Genomic DNA, 21648 nt, shown 5'->3' with positions numbered 1-21648 from the left:
ACAAATGGATCTTGGTTTCATTTGCATCCGCCAGCCCATATTCAGTAAAATGCCGCGCCCGTCACACATTTGTGACTGTCGGATTTCATGAGTGAGAGAAGTTATGTTCAAACCTGAGCTGTTGTCCCCTGCTGGGACACTGAAAAACATGCGCTATGCCTTTGCTTACGGCGCCGATGCCGTTTATGCCGGCCAGCCGCGATACAGCCTGAGGGTACGCAATAACGACTTCAACATGGAAACCCTGGCAACAGGAATAAACGAAGCCCATTCATTGGGCAAAAAGCTGTATGTGGTGAGCAATATCGCCCCTCACAATGCCAAGCTGAAAACCTATATCAAGGACATGGAGCCTGTGGTTGCCATGGGGCCAGATGCCCTTATCATGTCGGACCCCGGCCTTATCATGATGGTGCGAGAAGCCTTTCCGCAGCAGGTGGTGCATTTGTCAGTGCAAGCCAATGCCATCAACTGGGCCTCAGTGAAGTTCTGGGAAAGCCAGGGCATCAAACGGGTGATCCTGTCCCGTGAACTGTCGCTGGATGAGATTGAAGAAATCCGCCAGCGCTGCCCGGATATTGAGCTAGAAGTGTTTGTGCACGGCGCATTGTGCATGGCTTACTCCGGCCGCTGCCTGTTATCGGGCTACATCAACAAGCGCGACCCTAACCAGGGCACCTGCACCAATGCCTGTCGCTGGAAATACGATGTGCATGAAGCCACCCAGAATGACACCGGTGACATCATTGCCGTCAATCCGGTACAAGAGGCCGTGCAAATAGAAAAGCCCACATTAGGGGAAGGCCCGGCAACCGACAAGATTTTCCTGTTACAGGAAGGCAATCGTCCAGGCGAATACATGCCGGCATTTGAAGATGAACACGGCACATACATCATGAATTCCAAAGATCTGCGAGCCATTCAGCACGTGGAGCGTTTGGCGCGCATGGGCGTGGATTCGCTGAAAATCGAAGGTCGTACCAAATCGTTTTATTACGTGGCCCGCACCGCCCAGTTGTATCGCAAGGCCATTGATGATGCCGCTGCCGGCCATGCTTTTGACCGCAATCTGATGACCCAGCTCGAAGGCTTGGCTCACCGCGGTTATACCGAAGGGTTCCTGCGCCGCCACGTGCACGATGAATACCAGAATTATGACTATGGTTACTCCGTCAGCGACAGCCAGCAATTTGTGGGCGAGCTTACCGGCCAGCGCAATGCCGACGGGCTGGCAGAAATCGCCGTGAAAAACAAATTCAGCGTGGGTGACAGCGTGGAGCTGATGACCCCTCAGGGCAATATCAGCCTGACCATTGACTCACTGCTTAACCGCAAAGGGGAAGCCGTTGATTGCGCCCCGGGTAACGGCCATACTGTATATTTGCCCGTACCGCAAGAAGTGGCGCTGGAACAGGGGATTTTGCTGCGCAACCTGCCCACGGGCCAGGATACCCGCAACCCCCACAAAGGCGCATAACCGAGACATACCATGGCACTGCTGATTGACGATAGCTGCATCAATTGCGACATGTGTGAGCCTGAGTGTCCCAACCAGGCCATCACCATGGGGGAGGAAATCTACATGATTGATCCCGAACGCTGCACAGAATGCGTGGGCCATTATGACAAGCCCACCTGTGTGTCCGTGTGTCCCATCGATTGCATTGCCACCGATCCGCAACGGGTGGAGTCTGCCGATGAACTGCTGCTGAAATATGCCCGGCTCACCGGCAAGCTCGACGACTGACACCCCAGGCATAAGGAGTCTGTAACATGAAAACCCTGCTGACCTTAAGCATGCTGCTGTTACTGAGCGCCTGTGCTGAACTGAAACAAACCGGGCAGGATATTGGCCATGCCACCCGCGAGGTGACCACCACCATCGGTCACACCACCCGGGATGTCACCAAGGAGATTGGTCATACCTCACGGGATGCGGTCAAATCCGTCAAAAAAGAGATGGAAAAAGAATAAGCTGGGCAAACCAATGCTGCCCGGCAAGGATCACTGCGCCAGGCATTGCTTGAACGCCCCAATGGTTTTACGGATGTCCGCCCCGGAAACATCATGGTGCGTTACCAGACGCAGGGATTTTGCCGCACTGATACGCACACCACACTCGGCCAACTGCGCCGCCAGTTTCAGCGGATTGACCTTGTCATCCAACTCGGCAAATACCATATTGGTCTGCACCAAAGACAAATCCACCGACACCTCCGCCAATGCCGACAGTCCTTCCGCCAACAAACGGGCATTTGCATGATCTTCTGCCAAGCGGGCCACCTGCTGCGTGAGTGCCAACTCGCCTGCCGCCGCTAAAATGCCCGCCTGACGCATTCCCCCACCCAGCATCTTGCGCCAGCGGCGCGCCCGCTGAATGAAATGCTCATCGCCCACCAACAAGGAGCCCACCGGGGCACACAACCCCTTTGACAGGCAAATAGTGGCTGAATCAAAAAATTGCGTGATGTCGGCAATTTCAAGCCCCTGCGCCACAGCGGCATTGGCCACTCTGGCACCATCTAGATGGATTTTCAGCCCTTTGCTGAATGCCAGTCGCTGGGCATCCGCCAGGTACTGCTGTGGCAGCACCTTACCGGCAATGGTATTTTCCAGACTGATCAAACGGGTGCGGGCAAAGTGCACATCATCCGGTTTAATGGCATCCGCAATGGCCGATAACGACAAGCTGCCATCAGCCATATTGGCAATGGGCTGGGGCTGAATACTGCCCAGTACCGCCGCACCACCAGCTTCGTATTTATAGTTGTGGGCCTGCTGCCCACAGATATATTCATCGCCACGCTGACAATGGGACATCAGCGCCAACAGGTTTGCCTGTGTGCCTGATGTGGTAAACAGCGCTTCTTCAAACCCCAGCATTTCGGCAGCCATCTGCTCCAGACGGTTAACTGTCGGGTCATCACCATACACATCATCACCCACCTCTGCCTTTGCCATGGCAGCGCGCATGGCGGCGGTGGGGTGCGTCACGGTATCACTGCGTAAATCAATCATTGCGTTATCCAATGCAAAGCGGAAAAGTCCACTCTACCCCGCTCGTAAAAAGCTGTACAGCGCCGCACAAAAGATGAAAATGTAATTTAAAAATTAATAAATTCTATCTCTATATTTTAACTTGAAATAATTATTGTTTATTTTTCAGTGCAATATAAAAATTATGCATTAGTATTATTATTGATTAATAGTAAAATATCTCATTTTCGTTTTAGTGGTGTTTCATTCAAAATTCCCCTCTCTCTTCAACAGGACTGGAAAGCAAAATGCAGGAGACCCAAGTTGTATTAGTGCTCTGGTTTATTGGCATCATCGCCGAAGCCATGACTGGCGCACTGGCCGCTGGCAAGCAGAAAATGGATCTTTTCGGGGTGGTGATTGTGGGCTGTGCCACAGCCATTGGCGGCGGTACCCTGCGGGACATCATGCTGGGCAATTATCCATTGATTTGGGTTGAAAACTGGCACTATCTGGTGGCCATTATTGTCGCCTCTCTGCTCACGGTCGTTATTGCCCCCCTGATGCATTACCTGGCAAAACTCTTTTTGACCATTGATGCGCTGGGGCTGGCCGTATTTTCGGTTATTGGCACCCAAAAAACCTTGCTGTTGGGATTCAGCCCGCCGGTTGCCATTGTCATGGGCGTCATCACCGGGGTGTTTGGTGGGGTTATCCGCGACATTTTGTGTAATCAGATGCCATTGATTTTCCGCAAGGAGCTCTATGGCATTGTATCCATCGTCACCGCCTGTTGTTATGTCATCTTGCAGACAACCGGCACTGCACCATGGATAAGCCTTGGCGTTAGCCTGTTTTTAGGCTTCAGTTTGAGAATGCTGGCAATCCGCTTTTGCTGGTCAGTGCCCACGTTTCACTATTCGGCAGATGAAAAATGACCGAAACCCCATCGGATAGCCCTTGGCATAAGGCTGTTCAAGATGGGCATCTGCGGGAAATACAACGGTTGCCCGACAATGACTCACCAGTAAAACCACACATGCAAGCCTGCGTGAGCACCATAAAAAAACCGGCATATTCATGCCGGTTTTTTCATTGCCGTAAACCTTACTCTTTTACCGGCATCTCTTTGATATGAACATCCATTTGCGGATAAGGAATGCCAATACCGTTTTCATCCAGTGCCAGTTTTATCTGTTCCATCAGTTCAAAATGCGCCGGCCAGTAATCACCCACTTTTACCCATGGACGCACCGCAAAATTGACGGATGAATCCGCCAGTGCCGCCAAGCCCACGGTATAAGCTGGGTCTTTAAGCACTTTGTCGTTGTTTTCCAGAATGTCGCTCAGCAGCTGCTTGGTTTTACGGATGTCCGCATCGTAAGACACGCCAATGGTCAAATCCAAACGGCGGTTTTCCATGGCTGAGTAGTTCACGATGCTGCCATTCATAATGGCCGAGTTGGGCACGGTGATGACCTTGTTGTCAGGGCTCTTCAGGCGTGTGGCAAAAATGGTGATTTCATCCACAGTCCCGGCAACGCCACCGGCTTCAATATAATCGCCCACACGGCATGGGCGAAACATCACCAGCAACACCCCCGCCGCAAAATTGGATAATGAGCCCTGCAGCGCCAAACCGACAGCCAAGCCAGCAGCACCGAGTACGGCAACCAGTGATGCGGTTTGAATGCCCACCTGCCCCAACGTGGCAATCACGGTAAAGGTGAAGACCACGGCCCAAACCAGATTGGCCACAAAAGAAGAAACGGTTTTATCTACTTTGCGATTATCAAGCAGACGTTCTGTGACCTTTTTGGCAACGCCGGAAAAATACTTACCAACGAAGAATATCACCAGAGCCAGCAGGATCTTGATGCCGTAAACCGCCACCAATTCAGGAACCTGCTTCATCAGTTCCTCGATGTTATTCATTAAAAACTCTCCCTTTAATCATAAATAATTGTGACAGATCCGACGTAACGGCCAGAAGCATCCATGTAACTGCAATCACCCGAGTTGGATCACACAATAAGATAACCTTTTGTGAGCTGGCTTGCATCTAGAATTGCTAATTGGCACAAAACCTGCCTGTCAGCCCTGCAGGTGGAGGGCTGACACGACACAAAGTCATTACTGTTGCGGCTTTGGTGGAAAATTATCAAGTACGCCGGCTACCGCATCGTTCACTTTTCCAATGCGCTGCTGTGGCGTTTTATAATCCCGGATGACACCATTGGCCGCACCACGCCAAATCAGTTTATTGCTTTTGGCATCCACCATGTCCAAAACCAGTGTTCCCACCTCATACTCCTTTATCCGGGTATTGGTTTGCCATGAACCGCCGAAATACCAATGAGGCCCCCAAAACGGGCTGTATCCCATCCCGGTGTTAACAGTGTCCACCTTAAAGCGCTTATCCAACTTGGTAAGGTAGTTCACCAGCACATCGGCTTGTTTGATGTCGACCTTCACATAGCCTTTACGGGCCAAATCGGCATCAACTGCACTGCGTACTCGTTGATCCAACAAGCCGTTGAGCTGATATTCACTCTGGCTTTCTTTGGTGGTTGGCACCCAGGCATACTGTTTGTACTGGGTGAAATTCACTTCAGGGTTGTAGTCCCAGCTGGTATCCAGCGACGCACAACCACTTAACAACAATATTAACGTTGCCAACATCAGTTTTTTCATGGATCCCGTCCTTATTCCCCTTCATGGCATTCACGATGATGCAATATCACCTTGGCCACTCATTAAGTTAAAGCTTACATTTCCGCCATTATTAGCACAACAACACAATCATGCACTTCCTACTTGACCTTCCCTTAAAACTAGATGATAATAATTATCATTAAGATTTTAAAGCAGCATTAAAGGTATTACTCATGGGTTGGTATCTCAGCATTATGATTATCGCCGGCGTTTTACTGTTAGCCGTTCCCACCCGGTTGACCTCGGCCACGACCACGAACAGTATCGACCTCCCGGGGCTGGCGTCCCTTAAGCTGCACAAAGCCTGGTTACTGCTACCGGTAATCACGCTTTGCTGGTTGGCAGGTCATTTATTTACCTCAACCTTCTCTTTTTTCAGCCTGGCGGCCATCGGTTTTGTCATCACCCCGTTAACGCTGATGATCCCCGCATGGCGGCCATGGATGCTTGCCAGCGCTTTAGTGTCAATGTTGTCGGTACTGTTTGGCACGCTGCTGGGTTAAAAGGTTTACCTCCCTCGTCAAGGTCTCATCGATGAGACAACCTCTGCTGATTTTCTATCCCTGCAAAGATAAAATCAGTGTTTGACCACCTGTTAGGTGGTCTTTTTTTTTGCCCATGCACGCCGTGCTGTAAACTATAAGCATAGCCGTCAAATCTGGTAAACTGCGCCCATAACCCAATAAGGAATGCTCCCGATGAATCGCGACTCAGACGCCACTTTGGTGTACAGCACGGATAAAGGCAGAATTAGCCAACCCACGCCCCAGGCCAAGCCTCCCGAAGGGGATGGCATTGTCCGCATCCACCGCGACAGCAAAGGGCGAAAAGGCAAAGGGGTGGCCGTGATAAGCGGGCTGGCACTGGAAACCGACGCGTTGAAAGCCCTGGCTCAGAAATTGAAAAAACAATGTGGTTGTGGTGGTACAGTAAAGGCGTTTACCATTGAAATACAAACAGATAATCGAGAGCAACTGAAAGCCTTGCTGGAAAAAATGGGGTATAAGGTGAAGCTGGCCGGTGGCTGAACAACATCTTGCAGGAGTCGTAGTATGGACAGTTTACAAAATCATTTTCTCATTGCCATGCCATCACTCAACGACACCTTTTTTGAACGTTCACTGATTTATATCTGCGAACATGATGCCAAAGGTGCCATGGGCTTAATGGTTAACAGACCCATCGGCTTGGGCGTGCAGGAGTTGCTGACGCAACTGGAACTGGCAGATGACGCCATGTTGCATCCTGCACTACAAAGCCAGGTGCTTGTTGGTGGCCCGGTGAATCCGGAGCGGGGATTTGTACTGCACAGCGCCCAGCCCCATTGGAGCAACAGCGACACAGTCAGTGAAGCGCTGATGCTGACCACCTCCCGGGACATTCTGGCCGCGCTGTGCACCGCCAAGGCTCCGGACAACTTTTTAGTGATCCTGGGCTATGCGGGCTGGAGCCGTAACCAGCTGGAGCAGGAGTTGGCAGACAACGCCTGGCTGACACTCCCGGCAACCGAGGAGCTGTTATTTCACACCCCGGTTGAAGAACGCTGGGAAAAAGCCACCCATTCATTAGGATTCAATGCCTGGCAAATGTCCGGCGATGTAGGTCATGCATGAGTAAAACCGTTCTGGGATTTGATTTTGGCACCAAAAGCATTGGGGTGGCGGTGGGTCAGGAAATTACTGGCAGCGCCCAGCCCTTGTTGTCACTGAAAGCCAGGGACGGGATCCCTGACTGGGAGCAAATTGGCACCCTGCTACAAGAATGGCAACCGGATTTGGTGGTGGTGGGACTACCCTTGAACATGGACGGCACCGAGCAGGAAATGACCCAGCGGGCCAAAAAATTTGCCAACCGCATTCACGGCCGTTTTGGCGTGTTGGTTACAACACAAGATGAGCGCCTTACCACCACCGATGCCAAAGCCAGGTTATTTGAGCTGGGCGGTTTCAAATCACTGGGGAAAAGCAAGGTGGATGCGGTTTCAGCGGTGCTGATAATCGAAAGCTATTTTGAAAATCACTATGGTGATTAACGCACCGTAATAAAACACTGCGGGGTTAACATCAGGCGGCCTTGATAACCGCCCGTGATTGATGATGGCGCCAATTGCCAAACGGGGCAATATCCTACTCAGCCATGTTGGTGCCATCAGCCAATAATGCGTCAATGGCATCCGTCAGGGCCTTGCTCTGTGGCGTTACCCGCGAGCCAAAACGCTGCACCGTTTTACCATCGGCACTGACCAGATATTTAAAGAAATTCCATTTGGGTGCACCCGCCTTATCGTTAAGGTAGGCAAAAACCGGATTGGCATCATTGCCCCGCACCGCGGAAGTGGCCAGCATGGTGAATGTCACGCCGTAGTTAATATAACAGATATCGGCGGTGTCTTTTTCCTGTTTTTCTTCCTGGAAAAAATCATTGGAAGGGAAGCCTATCACCACCAGCCCTTTATCTAGGTACTGCTGATGCAAGGCTTCCAGCCCCTTGAATTGCGGCGTAAAACCACAATGACTGGCGGTATTGACCAGCAACACCGGCTTACCGTCAGTCAAGGCACATAAGTCCACCGTTTCCTGTGAATGCAACTTGCGCACGCTCAGGTTCAGGTAATCCGGACACTGGGCCGCCATCCCAGGCAAGCTCATGATGATTGCCGCCATCCCGTATATCCATGGGGTTTTTCCCGCCCACTTGGTCATATTCACACATGTCGTTATGTTCATATATTCATCCTCCATGAGCGGTAGCGGCAATCAACGCGATTGCAAGAGCTTAGAAGTACAGGCCAATATTGATGTTAAAGCGGGAATGCCAGCCATTGCCGCCATCAAACACCCCTACACCTGGGCCGCCGATAGACCACATGTTCTTGCCGGCAATCCAGTCCACATAAGTGGAAAACTTCCCGGCAGTAATCGCGCAGCCAGTCACGTTTTGCATGGAATCATCCAAACCGGTACCTGATACCATGGCATTGGAAAAGTCATTATAGCAAGTGAGGTTGGAAACCGGGCCCCAGTTTACATCCATGCTGCGAGTCAGGTTGGCAGTCACCACATCGCCTTTGGCAGCCACTTCAAATGGTGAGCCAAAGCCGGACATGGTCATACGATTATTCGGCATATCATAATCATAATGGATGTATTGCAGTTGTGTCTGCCAGCCTTGCCAGTCCATTTGCCAGTGGGCAGCGGCAGCATAGCCGTCGGTATTTTCACCGGCAACCGCGTTTTCCACCGCTTTGTATTCAAAACGGCTTAACTGTAGTGAGGCACCCAGTTTGTGGCTGGCACTGCCATTTTGAAAACTGCGTTCAATACGGCCATTGAGCTGACCGGCTTCTTCATAGGGTGAAGCGGCAGTGGTGGCGGTATCAAAGGAATAACGGTTGGCACGGGTACCGTCACCGTATTCATCATTGGCAAAGTAGGCCAAGTCATAACGCCAGCCGTTTTGCTCATATTGCCAGTGAACACCGGCATCGGTATCTTCTTCAAGCCCGAGCGGATAGGTCACGCCCAGCCAGAAAGAGTGGGAAGAGTATGGCAACAGGCCAAATGGCGCCTGAGTCACCCCCAGTTTGACACTGGACGCCTCAGAGAAGCGATATCCCACCCAGGCATGGCTGACAAAGTCCATGTCCTTGTACCAACGGTATTGGGCTGACCCAAACACTTCGCCGTCATCATAATTCACATCGGCGCGGAACAGCTCAAATTCAAATTTTGCGTTATTGTCGTAATCTCTCCAACCATAGTTGACACGCGCTGCACCCCCAATGTCCAACGCATCCGAAACAGGCACTGCCAACACTGGGAATACAACCCCGGCCATAGCGGCCACAGACAACAGTTTTCCCCCAACTTTCACGTATTTACTCCGATTTATTTAACAAAAGACGCGGGATTTTATCAAATATTTATCAAAATATCGAATTCTATATGAAAAATAAAAGGCGCCAATGGCGCCTTTTATGCAAGTTGTTGTCTTTATTAATCCATATCCAGCGTCACGCCGGCCATGCCCCCTTCAGACCCGGTGGTGCCACTTTGCAACTTAATCATCAAGCGCAAATCATTGGGTGAATCCGCATGTCGCAGCGCGTCGGCATAGGTGATTTCCCCTTCGTTATAAAGTTGAAATAATGCCTGATCAAAGGTCTGCATGCCCTGCTCGTTGGATTTGGCAATGGTTTCTTTCAACAAGTGCAGTTCATTATTCTGGATGATGCTGGCCACCCGGGGAGTATTAATCAGGACTTCAATGGCCGCCCGGCGGCCACTGCCGTCGGCTTTGGGGATCAATTGCTGCGCCACAACCCCCCGCAGATTCAATGACAAATCAAACAAGAGCTGCCGGTGCTTGTTTTCCGGCACCAAGTGCATAATGCGGTCCAGCGCCTGGTTGGCGTTGTTGGCGTGCAAAGTCGCCATGCACAAATGGCCGGTTTCGGCAAAAGACAGGGCAAACTCCATGGTTTCCTGGCTGCGGATTTCACCGATAAGGATCACGTCAGGCGCCTGGCGCAACGAGCTTTTCAATGCCGCATCAAAAGATTCGGTATCAATGCCCACTTCCCGCTGGGTGATGATGCTTTTGCGGTGCTGGTGCACAAATTCCACCGGATCTTCAATGGTCAGGATATGCCCTTTGGAATTGGCATTGCGATAACCGATAAGCGCCGCCAGCGAGGTGGACTTACCGGTGCCGGTGCCCCCCACCATGATCACCAGTCCGCGTTTGCTCATCACCAGATCTTTGAGGATTGGCGGCAGACTTAATTCTTCCATGGTGGGAATGCGGATTTCAATGCGCCGCATGACGCAACCGGCCGCTTCCCGCTGCCAGAAGGCGCTGACACGAAAACGCCCGAGTCCTTTCACGCCAATGGCAAAGTTGCATTCCTTGCTTTCATGAAACATTTTTTTGTTGTCCGGCGTCATCAGGGATTCCACAAATTCCAGTGACTGTGCCGGGGTAAACGTTTGCTCTGCCAGTGGTCGCAGCTCGCCATCCACTTTGACACTGGGCGGGAAGCCCGCGGTGACAAACAGATCCGAAGCTTTACGCGCTACCATTTCTTCAAGAAAAGGTCTGACGTCCATTATAATTCCTTACAGATTCAATTGTTTGTTGGAGCTCTTGGACAACGCATCTTCACGGGTGATCACCCCTCTGGCCACCAGCTGCTGCAAACTCTGTTCAAGGGTTTGCATGCCATGGGCCATCCCGGTCTGAATGGCTGAATACATCTGGGCAATTTTATCCTCACGGATGAGGTTACGGATAGCCGGCGTTCCCACCATGATTTCATGGGCTGCCACCCGGCCACCGCCCACCTTTTTGATCAGAGTCTGGGAAATCACCGCCTGCAAGGATTCTGACAACATGGCACGCACCATGTCTTTTTCACCGGCAGGGAAAACATCCACCACACGGTCAATGGTTTTGGCCGCAGAGGTGGTATGCAGGGTGCCAAACACCAAATGGCCGGTTTCGGCGGCGGTTAACGCCAAACGTATGGTTTCCAAATCACGCATTTCCCCCACCAGAATCACATCGGGGTCTTCACGCAGGGCGCTGCGCAAGGCTGCGGCAAAACTCAGGGTATGACGATGCACTTCACGCTGGTTAATCAGGCATTGCTTGGTTTTGTGCACAAATTCAATGGGGTCTTCAATGGTGAGAATATGGTCATGACGGCTGTCATTCACATAATCAATCATGGCCGCCAGCGTGGTACTTTTACCGGAGCCGGTAGGGCCGGTCACCAGCACCAGTCCGCGAGGGTAAGATGAAATCTTTTTGAAGATTTCCGGCGCGCCCAACTGTTCCAGAGACAGGATATCACTGGGAATGGTACGAAAAACGGCGGCCGCGCCACGGGACTGATTGAAAGCGTTAACCCTGAAACGCGCCAGATTGGGCACTTCAAAGGAAAAGTCGATTTCCAGAAACTCTTCATAATCCTTGCGCTGCTTGTCATTCATGATGTCGTACACCAAGCGGTGCACTTCCTGATGGGTCAGCTCCGGTACGTTGAGTTTTCTCACTTCCCCATCAACACGGATCAACGGCGGCACCCCAGAAGACAGATGCAGATCCGAAGCGTTATGCTTTACACTAAAAGCCAATAATTCAGTGATTTCCATAGAACGGGATATCCCTTACAAAGCGAAAGATTAACATCATGACAACAATAGCAGAGAGACTGGCCTGCGCCCAGAGCCGGATTGCCCAGGCGGCCGGTAAATGCTCAAGACAAGCGGACGACATCACATTGTTGGCGGTCAGCAAAACCAAACCGGTGAGCGATATCATGGCCGCCTATGATGCCGGGCAGCGTTGTTTCGGTGAAAACTACGTTCAGGAAGGCCAGCAAAAAATCCTTGAGCTGCAACAAAGCCATCCTGACATCCAGTGGCATTTTATCGGCCCGCTGCAATCCAACAAAAGCCGGCCAGTGGCCGAATTGTTCCACTGGATGCACACCATTGACCGCAGCAAAATCGCCCAGCGCCTCAATGCCCAGCGCCCGTTACAACTGCCTCCGCTACAGGTGTGCATTCAGGTTAACGTCAGTGGTGAAGCATCAAAATCCGGCGTCAGCAGTGAGCAGGAGATGTTGTCTCTTGCCCGGGACATCAGCCAGTTGCCCCATTTGACCCTGCGGGGGCTGATGACCATTCCCAGCGCTGAAGAGGGTGAGCCACTGCGCCGGCAATTCCAGCTGATGCAGCAGCTACTGGCCAGGCTGCAACAGGACTATCCCCAAGCCGACACCCTGTCGATGGGCATGAGCCATGATTTGGAGCAGGCTGTGGCATGTGGCGCCACCTTGGTGCGCATTGGCAGTGCCATCTTTGGCGCCCGGGATTATCCGCAAAAAGACGCTTGATTGGCCGTAATCCCCTTGTTTTTGATACCCTAAGCCCAAATACTATGGAGATTCGCGACCAAGCGCCGCACCCAATTCATCAACACAGGGGATGGTATGTCAAACAAGCGCATCTGTTTTATCGGTGCCGGCAACATGAGCCGCAGCATCATCAGCGGACTGGTAAACAGTGGTTATCCAGCCCATTTAATTGAGGCCAGCAACCCCAGTACCGGCAAGCTAACAGCGCTCGAGGCCGATTTCGGCATTAAGGTCACCACCGACAACCTTGCCGCCGCCAAGCAGGCGGATGTCATTGTGCTGGCGGTAAAGCCCCAACTGATGCAACAGGTGTGCGAGGCGCTGCGGCCGCTGGCCTTGTCAGACAAACTGCTGATCACCATTGCCGCCGGCATTAACGCCGGGCGTTACCAGGATTATTTTGCCCAACCGGTGAAATTAATCCGCACCATGCCCAACACCCCCATGCAGATTGGCGCGGGCATGAGCGGCATGTTCGCCCCGGCCAACATCAGCGAGGACGACAAAACCATCTGTCATCGCATCATGTCCAGCGGCGGCCAGGCATTGTGGGTGGATAAAGAAGCGGATCTCAATTTGGTGATTGCCCTTTCCGGCAGCTCTCCGGCCTACTTTTTCCTGTTTATCGAGGCTATGATAAAGGCGGCAAGCGAGCTGGGAATGGATGAAGACAAAGCCAGGGCATTGGCGCAGCAAGCGGCATTGGGCGCTGCCAAAATGCTGCAGGAAAACCCCCAGTTGACACCGGAGCAGTTGCGCCAGAACGTAACCTCCAAGGGCGGCACCACCCATGAAGCGGTAGAAACCCTGAAACAGGGAAAACTGCCGGAGTTGGTGCAACAGGCCATGAATAACTGCATTGTTAGGGCAGAAGCCATGGCGCAAGAATTCTGAGCAACCCACTCGACCAACCATAGAGAACGATAACATCCATGAATGCATTCGCTTACTTAGTTAATACCCTGTTTGATTTATATCTGATGGTGGTGATTCTTCGCATATGGCTGCAACTGGCCCGGGCGGATTTTTATAATCCTTTCAGCCAGTTCATTGTCAAAGCCACGCACCCGATTGTGGCGCCTATGCGCCGGGTGCTGCCAGCGGTTGGCGGCATTGACACCGCCTCAGTGGTATTGGCACTGGCCGTGGTGGTGCTAAAGATTCTGGCGTTGTCGCTGATTGCCGGCGCCAAGTTTGATTTTGGTACCACCATGGTGTTTGCCATTGTGTCGGTGATAAAGGAATCCGGCGTATTGCTGTTCTGGATATTAATCATCCGCGCCATCTTGAGCTGGGTCAGTCAGGGCAGCAATCCGTTTGAGTATGTGCTCATTCAGCTGACAGAACCCGTGCTCAGCCCGCTGCGGCGCATCATTCCGCCCATGGGCGGGCTGGATTTGTCCGTATTGGTACTGATGATTGCACTGAATTTTCTCAACATGCTGTTATCCCAGTACATTCCTTTCTGGGCTGCGGCCTGATGCCCGCGGTAACACAGGAGCAGCAAGACCTGCTGCTCCGGCTTTACATTCAGCCCAAAGCCAGCCGCGATCAGTGGGTGGGCCTGCATGGTGACGAGCTGAAACTGGCCATTACCGCACCGCCCATTGACGGCAAGGCCAACGCTTACCTGGCCAAACTGCTGGCCAAGAGTTTTCGGGTGCCCAAAAGTCAGGTACAGATCACCAAAGGCGAGCAAGGGCGCCATAAACAGGTACGCATCATCGCCCCCCGGGAAATTCCCGAGTTAATTCGTCAGTTACTCTAATCCATCATTGCCACGCCATAGGCTTCTGCCGGCTTAGCAGTTATAATTGCCGCCATGTTGCAGTACACATCCAGAATACCCGTGCGCAGATTTATCCTGTTAACCCTGTTATGGCTGGCTGGTGCCCATCTGGCACAAGCCGAGCAAACACGCCAAGTGGGCCATTACACCATTCACTACATGGCATTGCCCAGCACCTTCCTGACGCCCGCCATTGCCCACAATTACGGGATTGATCGCAGCCCTTATACCGGTTTCGTCAACGTGGTGGTGCAAGACAATACCCGCCCCGGCCACCCCATGGTTGAGGCCAGCATCAGCGGTATTGCCACCAATATTCTGGATGCGCGCTTCAAGCTGAAATTCCGGGAAATTCGCGAAGGGCATTCCATTTACTATCTGGCGGAATGCCCCTACCGGGAAACCGAAGAAATCCACTTCAAACTGGTGATCCGCAAAGGCGATGACCTTAACAGCACCCTGGATTTCATCCAGAAATTCTTTAACGACTGACACAATCCCATGTCACGCTATGCGTGAGATTGACCTGATTGTCATTTACTCAGCCCAGGAACATTCCCATGAAAAAAATCGTGTTGGCCAGTGGCAACAAAGGCAAGCTGGCAGAGTTTGCCCACATGCTGGCAGATTTCAATATTGAGGTGATCCCTCAAAATGCCTTTAACGTCAGCGAAGCGGTGGAAGACGGCTTGAGCTTTGTCGAAAACGCCATCATCAAGGCACGCCACGCCGCCAAGGCCACCGGCCTGCCCGCCATTGCCGATGACTCCGGCCTTGAAGTCGATGCCCTGCAGGGCGCACCGGGGATCTACTCCGCCCGTTACAGCGGCGCGGATGCCACCGCCAAATCCAATTACCAGAAACTGCTGACCACCCTTGGGCAAACCCCTGCCCCGCGCACAGCCAGATTCCAGTGCGTTCTGGTGTATATGCGCCACGCGCTGGACCCCACACCGATTATCTGCCAGGCCGCCTGGGAAGGGGAAATCGCGTTTGAAGCCATAGGTGAGCACGGCCATGGTTATGATCCGGTTTTCATCCCCCGGGGCTTTCGCCAAAGCGCCGCTGAATTGACCGGTGATGAGAAAAACCAGTTAAGCCATCGGGGCAAGGCACTACAGCTGTTACTGGAAGCATTCCGCCAGCAAGGGATTATTGACTGATGTTACAACTGCCGCCGCTGAGCCTGTATATTCACATTCCCTGGTGTGTGCGCAAATGCCCCTACTGCGATTTCAACTCCCATGCCCAGCACGGCGAGCTACCGCAGCAGCAATATGTGGATGCACTGCTACAGGACTTGCAGGCAGATAAGGCGTATGTGCAGCAACGGCCGCTGCACAGCATTTTCATTGGCGGCGGTACGCCATCACTGTTTGATGCCGACCAGATTGGCCGGCTGCTCGCTGGTGTGCGCCGACAAATTCCCTTCGATAAGCAGATAGAAATCACCATGGAAGCCAACCCCGGCACCCTGGAGCATGATGATTTTGACGCCTACCGCCAGGCCGGCATTACCCGCATTTCCATGGGGGTACAGAGTTTTGCGGCAGATAAACTGCAAATCCTTGGCCGCATCCATAACGGTCATGAAGCCACCAATGCCGCAAAGGCGCTGGCACAGGCCGATTACCAGAGCTTCAATCTGGATCTGATGCACGGACTGCCAGGGCAAAACCTGCAACAAGCACTGCATGACATTGAAACCGCCGCCGCGCTTAATCCGCCCCATTTGTCCTGGTATCAACTGACCATTGAGCCCAACACCCTGTTCCACTCCCGGCCACCACAACTGCCCGATGACGAAGCCCTGTGGCAGATTTACCGCACGGGGCAGCAACGGCTAGCGGAGCTGGGTTACCGGCAATACGAGATTTCCGCCTATGCCAAGCCCGGTTACGAATGCCGCCACAACCGCAACTACTGGGAGTTTGGCGATTATCTGGGCATCGGCTGCGGCGCCCACGGTAAAATCACCCTGGCAGCACAACAAAAAATTGTCCGCACCATCAAGGTGAAACACCCCAAAGGCTATCTGGCTGGCCAGTATCACTACCAGACCAATCCGGTCAACAGCGAAGATTTACCGCTGGAATACCTGATGAACCGCCTGCGGCTGATGCGGCCCATTCCCAAGGCGGAATTTGAAGCCAGAACCGGCCTGCCAGCCCGCATGCTTGAGCCTGGGATGCAACGCGGAGTGGCTAAAGGACTGGTAATCGTCCATGACGACAGTTGGGCGCTTACGGACAAAGGCCATTATTTTGTCAATGAGCTTTTGGGCGAGTTCTGCTAAAACGGTGTGCTAAGCGGATAACCGACCAAACACCCTATGTTTGATAAAAAAGTGCCATAAAAAAAACGTACATGCCGCCATCAAGGCCATGTACGTTTTTTAACGAATGCAGTTACCTGCCAACGCTGGCAGCGGGCGGTTTACTCAAGCAGCGCCCCAAACGGCTGATTGTTGGCAGCCATTACTGGCGCTTGGCAAACAGCTCGGTGTATTTTTCATCCCATTTTGGCGGGGTGCCAATATGATTTTTGATAAAATCGATAAAAGCGCTGACCTTGGGCGCCAAATGCTTACGCCGCGGGTACACCGCCTGTAATGGCAGATGATTCACCAGATGCCATTCCGGCAGCAGAGGCACCAGTTTGCCTTCTTCAATCTCGTTTTCCAGCAGGTAAGTGGCCAGATACACAATGCCCAAGCCACTGACGGCAGCGGATTTCAGCGCCGGAGCGTTATCCACCCGGAAGTTGCCGTTAACGCCGATTTCGCAGTAATCATCACCTTTTTTGAACTGCCACACACTGTGCTCGTGCCATTCACCGTGGTACACCAAGCAGTTGTGTTCCACCAGCTGTTCTGGCCGTGTGGGCTGACCATGGGCTGCAATGTATTCGGGGGAAGCCAGCAGCATGAACTGGCATTTCATCAGGGGTCTTGCCACCATGCCAAGCGGCAACTGCTCTGACATGGTCAGCAACAGATCCAACCCTTCACTGACCACATCCACTTTATGATCCAGCAAGCTTACCTGTAACTCCAGCTCCGGATGACGCTCCATGAACTCAGGCAGTGCCGGAATGATATGCGCCGTACCAAAGGATTGGGAGATGCCCAGTTTCAATACCCCACGGGTGGCATCATTAAGGTTATGCACGCTGGCAACCGCCTGATCGGCGCCGCGCAACAGCTCTTCACCCTGGGTATAGAGCAGGTTACCGGCTTCAGTAAGGCTCAGGCTGCGGGTAGTACGCTGAATTAACTGTACACCCAGTTTGTGCTCCAAATCGGCCACCTGAGTGCTGACCTTGGACTTTGAAATTCCCAGACGGCGGGCAGCAGCGCTAAAGCTGCCGGCACGGGCGACGTGGGTGAAAATCGCGATAGGTTCCAATAGTTCTAACATGAAAGTCGCCTTAAACCTTTAACTTCATTGATATTTTATAACGACAAACAGCATGGTTCCTGCTGCGGGGATACTTGCGGGGGTGCCGATCAGTAATGCATCGTTGCCATATAAGGCGCAGACCCTCGGAGGTTAAGCGCTTAGAGTATATCAAGTCTTTGTTCGCTACTCTAACCCCATCGTTCTGTATTCGCAAAAAAGCCTGGTGTCAGAAATAAAAAACCCCGCATCTGGAAGGGAAATGCGGGGAAAGTCCACGTCGAGGGAAGAAGGGTTAATCAATCATCGTCAGTATGGCGGGATACCAGCGGGTAAGCCGCCAGGGCGGGCACTTGTTCCCGCAGTTGTTGCTCTACCACTAACAGTTGCTGGAAATTGTCACATAAACGGTCGGCGCGCTGCTCAATGGCATCGGAGCGGGCTTCCATTTTCTTTTCAATCTCATCGCCTATCTGCTCCATGCGCTCGCCAAACGCCTCCATGCGTTCGCTGAAGTTCCCGTCACCGTTCATCATGCTTTGGCCCACGTTCATCAGGATGGACCCCACCGACTGCATCATCAGTTCTTCCACCTGTTGGGAAAACTCTTCATTGAAAGCCTCATCCACATCGCTGCCGGTAGCCCCAATAAAATAGGTATCCTGTTTGTGATACACGGTTTTGTTGATGCGCTCACGCAACTGGCCCATCATGGCATCCAGTTTGCTGCCGGCATCATCCCCAAGAAGGGGCGTGAGTGCCGCAGTTACCCCGTCATTGGCCATGATTAATGCATCATCCACCAGTGCAATCACTTCCGGCATTTGCTCGGCTACGCCCTGATGATACTCGGTCAGCAGTTTTTTCTGCGCCGCATTCAAGGGGACTTCCTTACCGTCCACATACAGGTGTTCCATTTCAATACGGTAATGCTCCTGACCTTTGCTGCCCACAACCAACTGCTCGGGCGTAAGGGTGACATCGTAATTAAGAGACACGTCACAGGCATTATTGGGGGACTTCAGCGCTACTGCCGTGGCAGAAAACACCGGCGTTAACAGGGCGCAACCTAACGTCATTCCAAGCATCAGCTTTTTCATTTAAGGGTTCCTTGTAAAAATCTTCATGAGCTGCCCAAGATAAAGCATGAGTCATGCCATATTTTTATGTTTATGATTTTAAAGAATTTTATAAAATCATCTTGCGCTAGCAAGCAATGAAGCAACTGGCCAATCGTCAAACACGCCAGCTTTTGGTAAATATGACTATGCCAAGGGCATAAAAGGTTGGAATGAACGCAAAAATAATGGCCGTGCTTGGGCAGTCCTCCGCCACCCACGGCAAATACTGGGGCAGAAACCTTGGGCCGATAAACGGAAAAGACACAAAAAAGCAGCGCCGCAGCACTGCTTTCATCATGGGGATTTGTGGGGGGGCATTACCTTGGACATCTGCCATAAGTGGGCACTTGTCGCTACGGGTGCTGCCAGCAGTGGTTACCTACAAAAATGCGTTAACCCCACCAGATATCGTAAAGCGCGCTCACTTCCACTTCCTGCGCGTTCAGGCTTTCCAGAAAAGCAACCACAGCCTGGCGGTCTTCATCGGTGCATTTGCCCAGCCGCTGGGTGGCAATCACGCCATCCCACAAGCGATGGCCGCCACCATGGAACCCCAGTTCCCGCGGTTCAATCACTTCAGCAATAAAACGGTCCACCTGGGCATCAATCTCGTCTTCACTGAGACTGTCGGCAAAACGCCAGCTCACATCAAAACCCAGTTCCTGAAACTCATCAACCCGTAATTTTTTACGTAAACGGCGACTGCGAATGGCCATGACAACCTCTTTAGTTACTTGTGTTACTCGATACGCTCGAACATCAAATCCCAAACACCATGCCCCAGGCGTTGACCACGGGCTTCAAACTTGGTCAGTGGCCGGTAATCGGGCCGAGGCACCACAGTACCATCAACTGACTGATTTTTATAGCCGGGGGCGACATTCATCACCTCCAGCATGTGCTCGCTGTAGTTTTCCCAGTCGGTCGCCATGTGGAAAACGCCGCCAATGCGCAAACGGGAGCGCAATAACTGTACAAATTCAGGCTGCACAATGCGGCGCTTGTGATGACGCTTTTTATGCCACGGATCGGGGAAAAACAGCTGTACCCGCGCCAAAGCGCCTTCAGCAATGGTGTGTTGCAGCACTTCTACCGCATCATGATGAAACACCCGCAGGTTGCTGACGCCCGCTTCGGCCGCAGCTGCCAGACATGCGCCCACACCGGGTTTGTGCACCTCAATGCCGATAAAGTCTTTCTCCGGCGCGGCTTTTGCCATTGCCACCAAGGATGCGCCCATGCCAAAGCCGATTTCCAGCACCACATCGCTGTGGCGTCCGAATACTTGGGACAAATCCAGCGGCGTGGCGGAATATTCCAGCCCCATTGGCGCCCAGTACTGCTCAATGGCTTGCTCCTGGCCTTTGGTCAGGCGCCCTTCACGCAATACAAAACTTTTGACTTTGCGTAAATATTTGCCTTCTTCATTATATTCAGCAGTGGTGACTTCGCTCATGATTACCCCTGATCCGGCCAGATCTCATAAAAGAAGGGCATTATGCAAAGTTCACCGGTGAGTGCAAGCCCCGCCTGAGGAAAAAGTATCCCCCGCTGCAAATAGTGGCGCCATCAATGGCTAATATTCCCTTGTGTGGCGATCTGGCTGCGGCTACACTGCGCTCCATGAAAACAGCGTCTTTCTCTCAGCGGATCATCCACTGGTACGGCCTGCACGGCCGCAAAACCCTGCCCTGGCAACTCAACAAAACCCCTTACAAAGTATGGGTGTCAGAAATCATGTTGCAACAAACCCAGGTGGCAACGGTTATCCCCTACTTCACCCGCTTCATGGCACGCTTTCCCGATGTGGTAGCGCTGGCAAATGCCGACACGGATGAAGTGCTGCATCACTGGACCGGGCTTGGCTATTACGCCCGTGCCCGTAACCTGCATAAAGCGGCACAAATCATCCGCGATGAACACCAGGGAATATTTCCCCGGCAGTTTGATGCAGTGCTGGCATTACCGGGCATTGGCCGCTCCACTGCCGGGGCCATTTTGTCATTGTCGCTGGGGCAGCATCACCCCATTCTGGATGGCAACGTCAAACGGGTGCTGGCCCGCCATGGCGCCATTGGCGGCTGGCCGGGGCAACCCAAGGTAGAGCAAACCCTCTGGCAACTGGCCGCAACGCTTTCTCCCAACCATGACATTGCCCAATACAATCAGGCGATGATGGACATGGGCGCCGGCATCTGTACCCGCTCCCGTCCCGCCTGCGAGCGCTGCCCGGTAGCCGTTGACTGCCAGGCGCAGCTGCAAGGCAAGCAAGGGGATTATCCGGGCAAGAAACCGAAAAAAGCCATTCCAGCCCGGGATGCCTGGTTACTGGTGGTGCGCCACGGCAACACGATTTTGCTGCAAAAACGGCCGCCTGCTGGCATTTGGGGCGGACTGTGGTGTTTTCCCCAATATGCCAGCAAAGCGGCCCTCACCGACGCCCTTGAAGGGTTGGGTTACAGCGCCACACAACTGCAGGCGTTGCCGGGATTCCGGCATACCTTCAGCCATTTTCATCTGGATGCCCAGCCCATGCTGCTAACGCTAAATCAGCATGACGACGAAATGGCGGCAAAACTGCAACAATCTGCCCATCCGCAGGATGCAGTCATGGAAGCCGCCCCCAGTCTCTGGTATAACTTAGGCCAACCATCACGGGTTGGGCTGGCCGCCGCCACCGAGCGGGTTCTGGCAGGCCTAACACCCAGTGCAATTGAGGAGTAACGG

General features: G+C 52.7%; 27 protein-coding genes. 16 read left to right on the top strand and 11 right to left on the bottom strand.

Annotated features, from left to right (window positions below; translation table 11 throughout):
- Positions 1 to 103: 103 nt before the first annotated feature.
- Genes trhP through ACIDEJ_RS00455 form a run of 3 tightly spaced genes read left to right on the top strand, consistent with a single transcriptional unit; the run spans position 104 to position 1974 of the window.
- Entirely contained in the window at positions 104 to 1477 is a 1374-nt protein-coding gene (gene trhP / locus ACIDEJ_RS00465; RefSeq protein ID WP_411986125.1) for a prephenate-dependent tRNA uridine(34) hydroxylase TrhP, read from the top strand.
- A gap of 12 nt (positions 1478 to 1489) precedes the next feature.
- On the top strand, positions 1490 to 1747 hold the full coding sequence (locus tag ACIDEJ_RS00460) for a YfhL family 4Fe-4S dicluster ferredoxin (RefSeq protein ID WP_411986124.1): 258 nt from the start codon (positions 1490 to 1492) through the stop codon (positions 1745 to 1747).
- 26 nt (positions 1748 to 1773) lie between these two features.
- Complete coding sequence (locus ACIDEJ_RS00455; protein WP_411986123.1) at positions 1774 to 1974, top strand: hypothetical protein; 201 nt, start codon at positions 1774 to 1776, stop codon at positions 1972 to 1974.
- A 30-nt stretch (positions 1975 to 2004) separates the two neighbouring features.
- Here the strand turns inward: ACIDEJ_RS00455 and ltaE are convergent, their stop codons facing one another.
- Positions 2005 to 3018 (bottom strand): low-specificity L-threonine aldolase, encoded by a 1014-nt coding sequence (ltaE, locus tag ACIDEJ_RS00450; protein WP_411986122.1) that lies wholly within the window; start codon positions 3016 to 3018, stop codon positions 2005 to 2007.
- Positions 3019 to 3284: 266 nt separating this feature from the next.
- Between ltaE and ACIDEJ_RS00445 the strand changes: the two genes are divergently transcribed.
- Positions 3285 to 3914 carry a trimeric intracellular cation channel family protein gene (locus ACIDEJ_RS00445; RefSeq protein ID WP_411986121.1) on the top strand — a complete coding sequence of 210 codons (630 nt, stop codon included), beginning with the start codon at positions 3285 to 3287 and terminating at the stop codon, positions 3912 to 3914.
- A gap of 169 nt (positions 3915 to 4083) precedes the next feature.
- Here ACIDEJ_RS00445 and ACIDEJ_RS00440 read toward each other — a convergent pair whose 3' ends face one another.
- Both ACIDEJ_RS00440 and ACIDEJ_RS00435 read right to left on the bottom strand, forming a co-directional pair.
- The gene (locus ACIDEJ_RS00440; protein ID WP_411986120.1) at positions 4084 to 4911 is read right to left on the bottom strand and encodes a mechanosensitive ion channel family protein; all 828 of its coding nucleotides are present in this window, start codon (positions 4909 to 4911) and stop codon (positions 4084 to 4086) included.
- 198 nt (positions 4912 to 5109) lie between these two features.
- A complete protein-coding gene (locus ACIDEJ_RS00435; RefSeq protein ID WP_411986119.1) occupies positions 5110 to 5670 on the bottom strand; it encodes a DUF4136 domain-containing protein in 561 nt (186 codons plus the stop codon).
- A gap of 194 nt (positions 5671 to 5864) precedes the next feature.
- Here ACIDEJ_RS00435 and ACIDEJ_RS00430 point away from each other — a divergent pair, with 194 nt between their 5' ends.
- The 4 genes from ACIDEJ_RS00430 to ruvX all read left to right on the top strand — a co-directional run bounded on the left by ACIDEJ_RS00430 (position 5865) and on the right by ruvX (position 7723).
- The gene (locus tag ACIDEJ_RS00430; RefSeq protein ID WP_411986118.1) at positions 5865 to 6194 is read left to right on the top strand and encodes a hypothetical protein; all 330 of its coding nucleotides are present in this window, start codon (positions 5865 to 5867) and stop codon (positions 6192 to 6194) included.
- 186 nt (positions 6195 to 6380) lie between these two features.
- Positions 6381 to 6719, top strand: coding sequence for a stress response translation initiation inhibitor YciH (yciH, locus tag ACIDEJ_RS00425; RefSeq protein WP_411986117.1), 339 nt, complete (start codon positions 6381 to 6383; stop codon positions 6717 to 6719).
- A 24-nt stretch (positions 6720 to 6743) separates the two neighbouring features.
- Positions 6744 to 7304: a YqgE/AlgH family protein gene (locus tag ACIDEJ_RS00420; protein ID WP_411986116.1), complete on the top strand. Its 561-nt coding sequence runs from the start codon at positions 6744 to 6746 to the stop codon at positions 7302 to 7304.
- Positions 7301 to 7723 carry a Holliday junction resolvase RuvX gene (gene ruvX / locus ACIDEJ_RS00415; RefSeq protein ID WP_411986115.1) on the top strand — a complete coding sequence of 141 codons (423 nt, stop codon included), beginning with the start codon at positions 7301 to 7303 and terminating at the stop codon, positions 7721 to 7723. Before ACIDEJ_RS00420 ends, ruvX begins: the two co-directional genes overlap by 4 nt.
- Before the next feature lie 94 nt (positions 7724 to 7817).
- Here the strand turns inward: ruvX and ACIDEJ_RS00410 are convergent, their stop codons facing one another.
- The 4 genes from ACIDEJ_RS00410 to ACIDEJ_RS00395 all read right to left on the bottom strand — a co-directional run bounded on the left by ACIDEJ_RS00410 (position 7818) and on the right by ACIDEJ_RS00395 (position 11846).
- Positions 7818 to 8354: a glutathione peroxidase gene (locus tag ACIDEJ_RS00410; RefSeq protein WP_411986556.1), complete on the bottom strand. Its 537-nt coding sequence runs from the start codon at positions 8352 to 8354 to the stop codon at positions 7818 to 7820.
- 112 nt (positions 8355 to 8466) lie between these two features.
- Positions 8467 to 9564, bottom strand: a complete 1098-nt coding sequence (locus tag ACIDEJ_RS00405; RefSeq protein ID WP_411986114.1) for a hypothetical protein — start codon at positions 9562 to 9564, stop codon at positions 8467 to 8469.
- Between the two features lie 122 nt (positions 9565 to 9686).
- Entirely contained in the window at positions 9687 to 10799 is a 1113-nt protein-coding gene (locus tag ACIDEJ_RS00400) for a PilT/PilU family type 4a pilus ATPase (RefSeq protein ID WP_411986113.1), read from the bottom strand.
- 9 nt (positions 10800 to 10808) lie between these two features.
- A complete protein-coding gene (locus ACIDEJ_RS00395; protein WP_411986112.1) occupies positions 10809 to 11846 on the bottom strand; it encodes a type IV pilus twitching motility protein PilT in 1038 nt (345 codons plus the stop codon).
- 38 nt (positions 11847 to 11884) lie between these two features.
- Here ACIDEJ_RS00395 and ACIDEJ_RS00390 point away from each other — a divergent pair, with 38 nt between their 5' ends.
- The 7 genes from ACIDEJ_RS00390 to hemW all read left to right on the top strand — a co-directional run bounded on the left by ACIDEJ_RS00390 (position 11885) and on the right by hemW (position 16698).
- The gene (locus ACIDEJ_RS00390; protein ID WP_411986111.1) at positions 11885 to 12592 is read left to right on the top strand and encodes a YggS family pyridoxal phosphate-dependent enzyme; all 708 of its coding nucleotides are present in this window, start codon (positions 11885 to 11887) and stop codon (positions 12590 to 12592) included.
- A gap of 96 nt (positions 12593 to 12688) precedes the next feature.
- On the top strand, positions 12689 to 13507 hold the full coding sequence (proC, locus tag ACIDEJ_RS00385; protein WP_411986110.1) for a pyrroline-5-carboxylate reductase: 819 nt from the start codon (positions 12689 to 12691) through the stop codon (positions 13505 to 13507).
- Between the two features lie 38 nt (positions 13508 to 13545).
- Positions 13546 to 14094: a YggT family protein gene (locus ACIDEJ_RS00380; protein ID WP_411986109.1), complete on the top strand. Its 549-nt coding sequence runs from the start codon at positions 13546 to 13548 to the stop codon at positions 14092 to 14094.
- Entirely contained in the window at positions 14094 to 14381 is a 288-nt protein-coding gene (gene yggU, locus ACIDEJ_RS00375; protein WP_411986108.1) for a DUF167 family protein YggU, read from the top strand. Before ACIDEJ_RS00380 ends, yggU begins: the two co-directional genes overlap by 1 nt.
- An 81-nt stretch (positions 14382 to 14462) precedes the next feature.
- The gene (locus ACIDEJ_RS00370; RefSeq protein WP_411986107.1) at positions 14463 to 14894 is read left to right on the top strand and encodes a DUF4426 domain-containing protein; all 432 of its coding nucleotides are present in this window, start codon (positions 14463 to 14465) and stop codon (positions 14892 to 14894) included.
- Between the two features lie 68 nt (positions 14895 to 14962).
- On the top strand, positions 14963 to 15565 hold the full coding sequence (gene rdgB / locus ACIDEJ_RS00365; RefSeq protein ID WP_411986106.1) for an RdgB/HAM1 family non-canonical purine NTP pyrophosphatase: 603 nt from the start codon (positions 14963 to 14965) through the stop codon (positions 15563 to 15565).
- On the top strand, positions 15565 to 16698 hold the full coding sequence (gene hemW, locus ACIDEJ_RS00360; RefSeq protein ID WP_411986105.1) for a radical SAM family heme chaperone HemW: 1134 nt from the start codon (positions 15565 to 15567) through the stop codon (positions 16696 to 16698). Before rdgB ends, hemW begins: the two co-directional genes overlap by 1 nt.
- 181 nt (positions 16699 to 16879) lie before the next feature.
- Here hemW and ACIDEJ_RS00355 read toward each other — a convergent pair whose 3' ends face one another.
- The 4 genes from ACIDEJ_RS00355 to trmB all read right to left on the bottom strand — a co-directional run bounded on the left by ACIDEJ_RS00355 (position 16880) and on the right by trmB (position 20377).
- Complete coding sequence (locus tag ACIDEJ_RS00355; RefSeq protein ID WP_411986104.1) at positions 16880 to 17821, bottom strand: LysR family transcriptional regulator; 942 nt, start codon at positions 17819 to 17821, stop codon at positions 16880 to 16882.
- Between the two features lie 278 nt (positions 17822 to 18099).
- Complete coding sequence (locus ACIDEJ_RS00350; RefSeq protein ID WP_411986103.1) at positions 18100 to 18900, bottom strand: YggN family protein; 801 nt, start codon at positions 18898 to 18900, stop codon at positions 18100 to 18102.
- Positions 18901 to 19313: 413 nt separating this feature from the next.
- A complete protein-coding gene (locus ACIDEJ_RS00345) occupies positions 19314 to 19637 on the bottom strand; it encodes a 50S ribosome-binding protein YggL (protein WP_411986102.1) in 324 nt (107 codons plus the stop codon).
- 23 nt (positions 19638 to 19660) lie between these two features.
- Positions 19661 to 20377, bottom strand: coding sequence for a tRNA (guanosine(46)-N7)-methyltransferase TrmB (gene trmB / locus ACIDEJ_RS00340; protein WP_411986101.1), 717 nt, complete (start codon positions 20375 to 20377; stop codon positions 19661 to 19663).
- A 167-nt stretch (positions 20378 to 20544) separates the two neighbouring features.
- Between trmB and mutY the strand changes: the two genes are divergently transcribed.
- Complete coding sequence (gene mutY, locus ACIDEJ_RS00335) at positions 20545 to 21645, top strand: A/G-specific adenine glycosylase (protein WP_411986555.1); 1101 nt, start codon at positions 20545 to 20547, stop codon at positions 21643 to 21645.
- Positions 21646 to 21648: the final 3 nt, after the last annotated feature.

Source organism: Shewanella mytili, from assembly GCF_046765975.1.
Taxonomy (GTDB): domain Bacteria; phylum Pseudomonadota; class Gammaproteobacteria; order Enterobacterales; family Shewanellaceae; genus Shewanella; species Shewanella mytili.
Note: the sequence above shows the minus strand (reverse complement) of the source record. Positions and strands in the feature narration are given on the sequence as shown.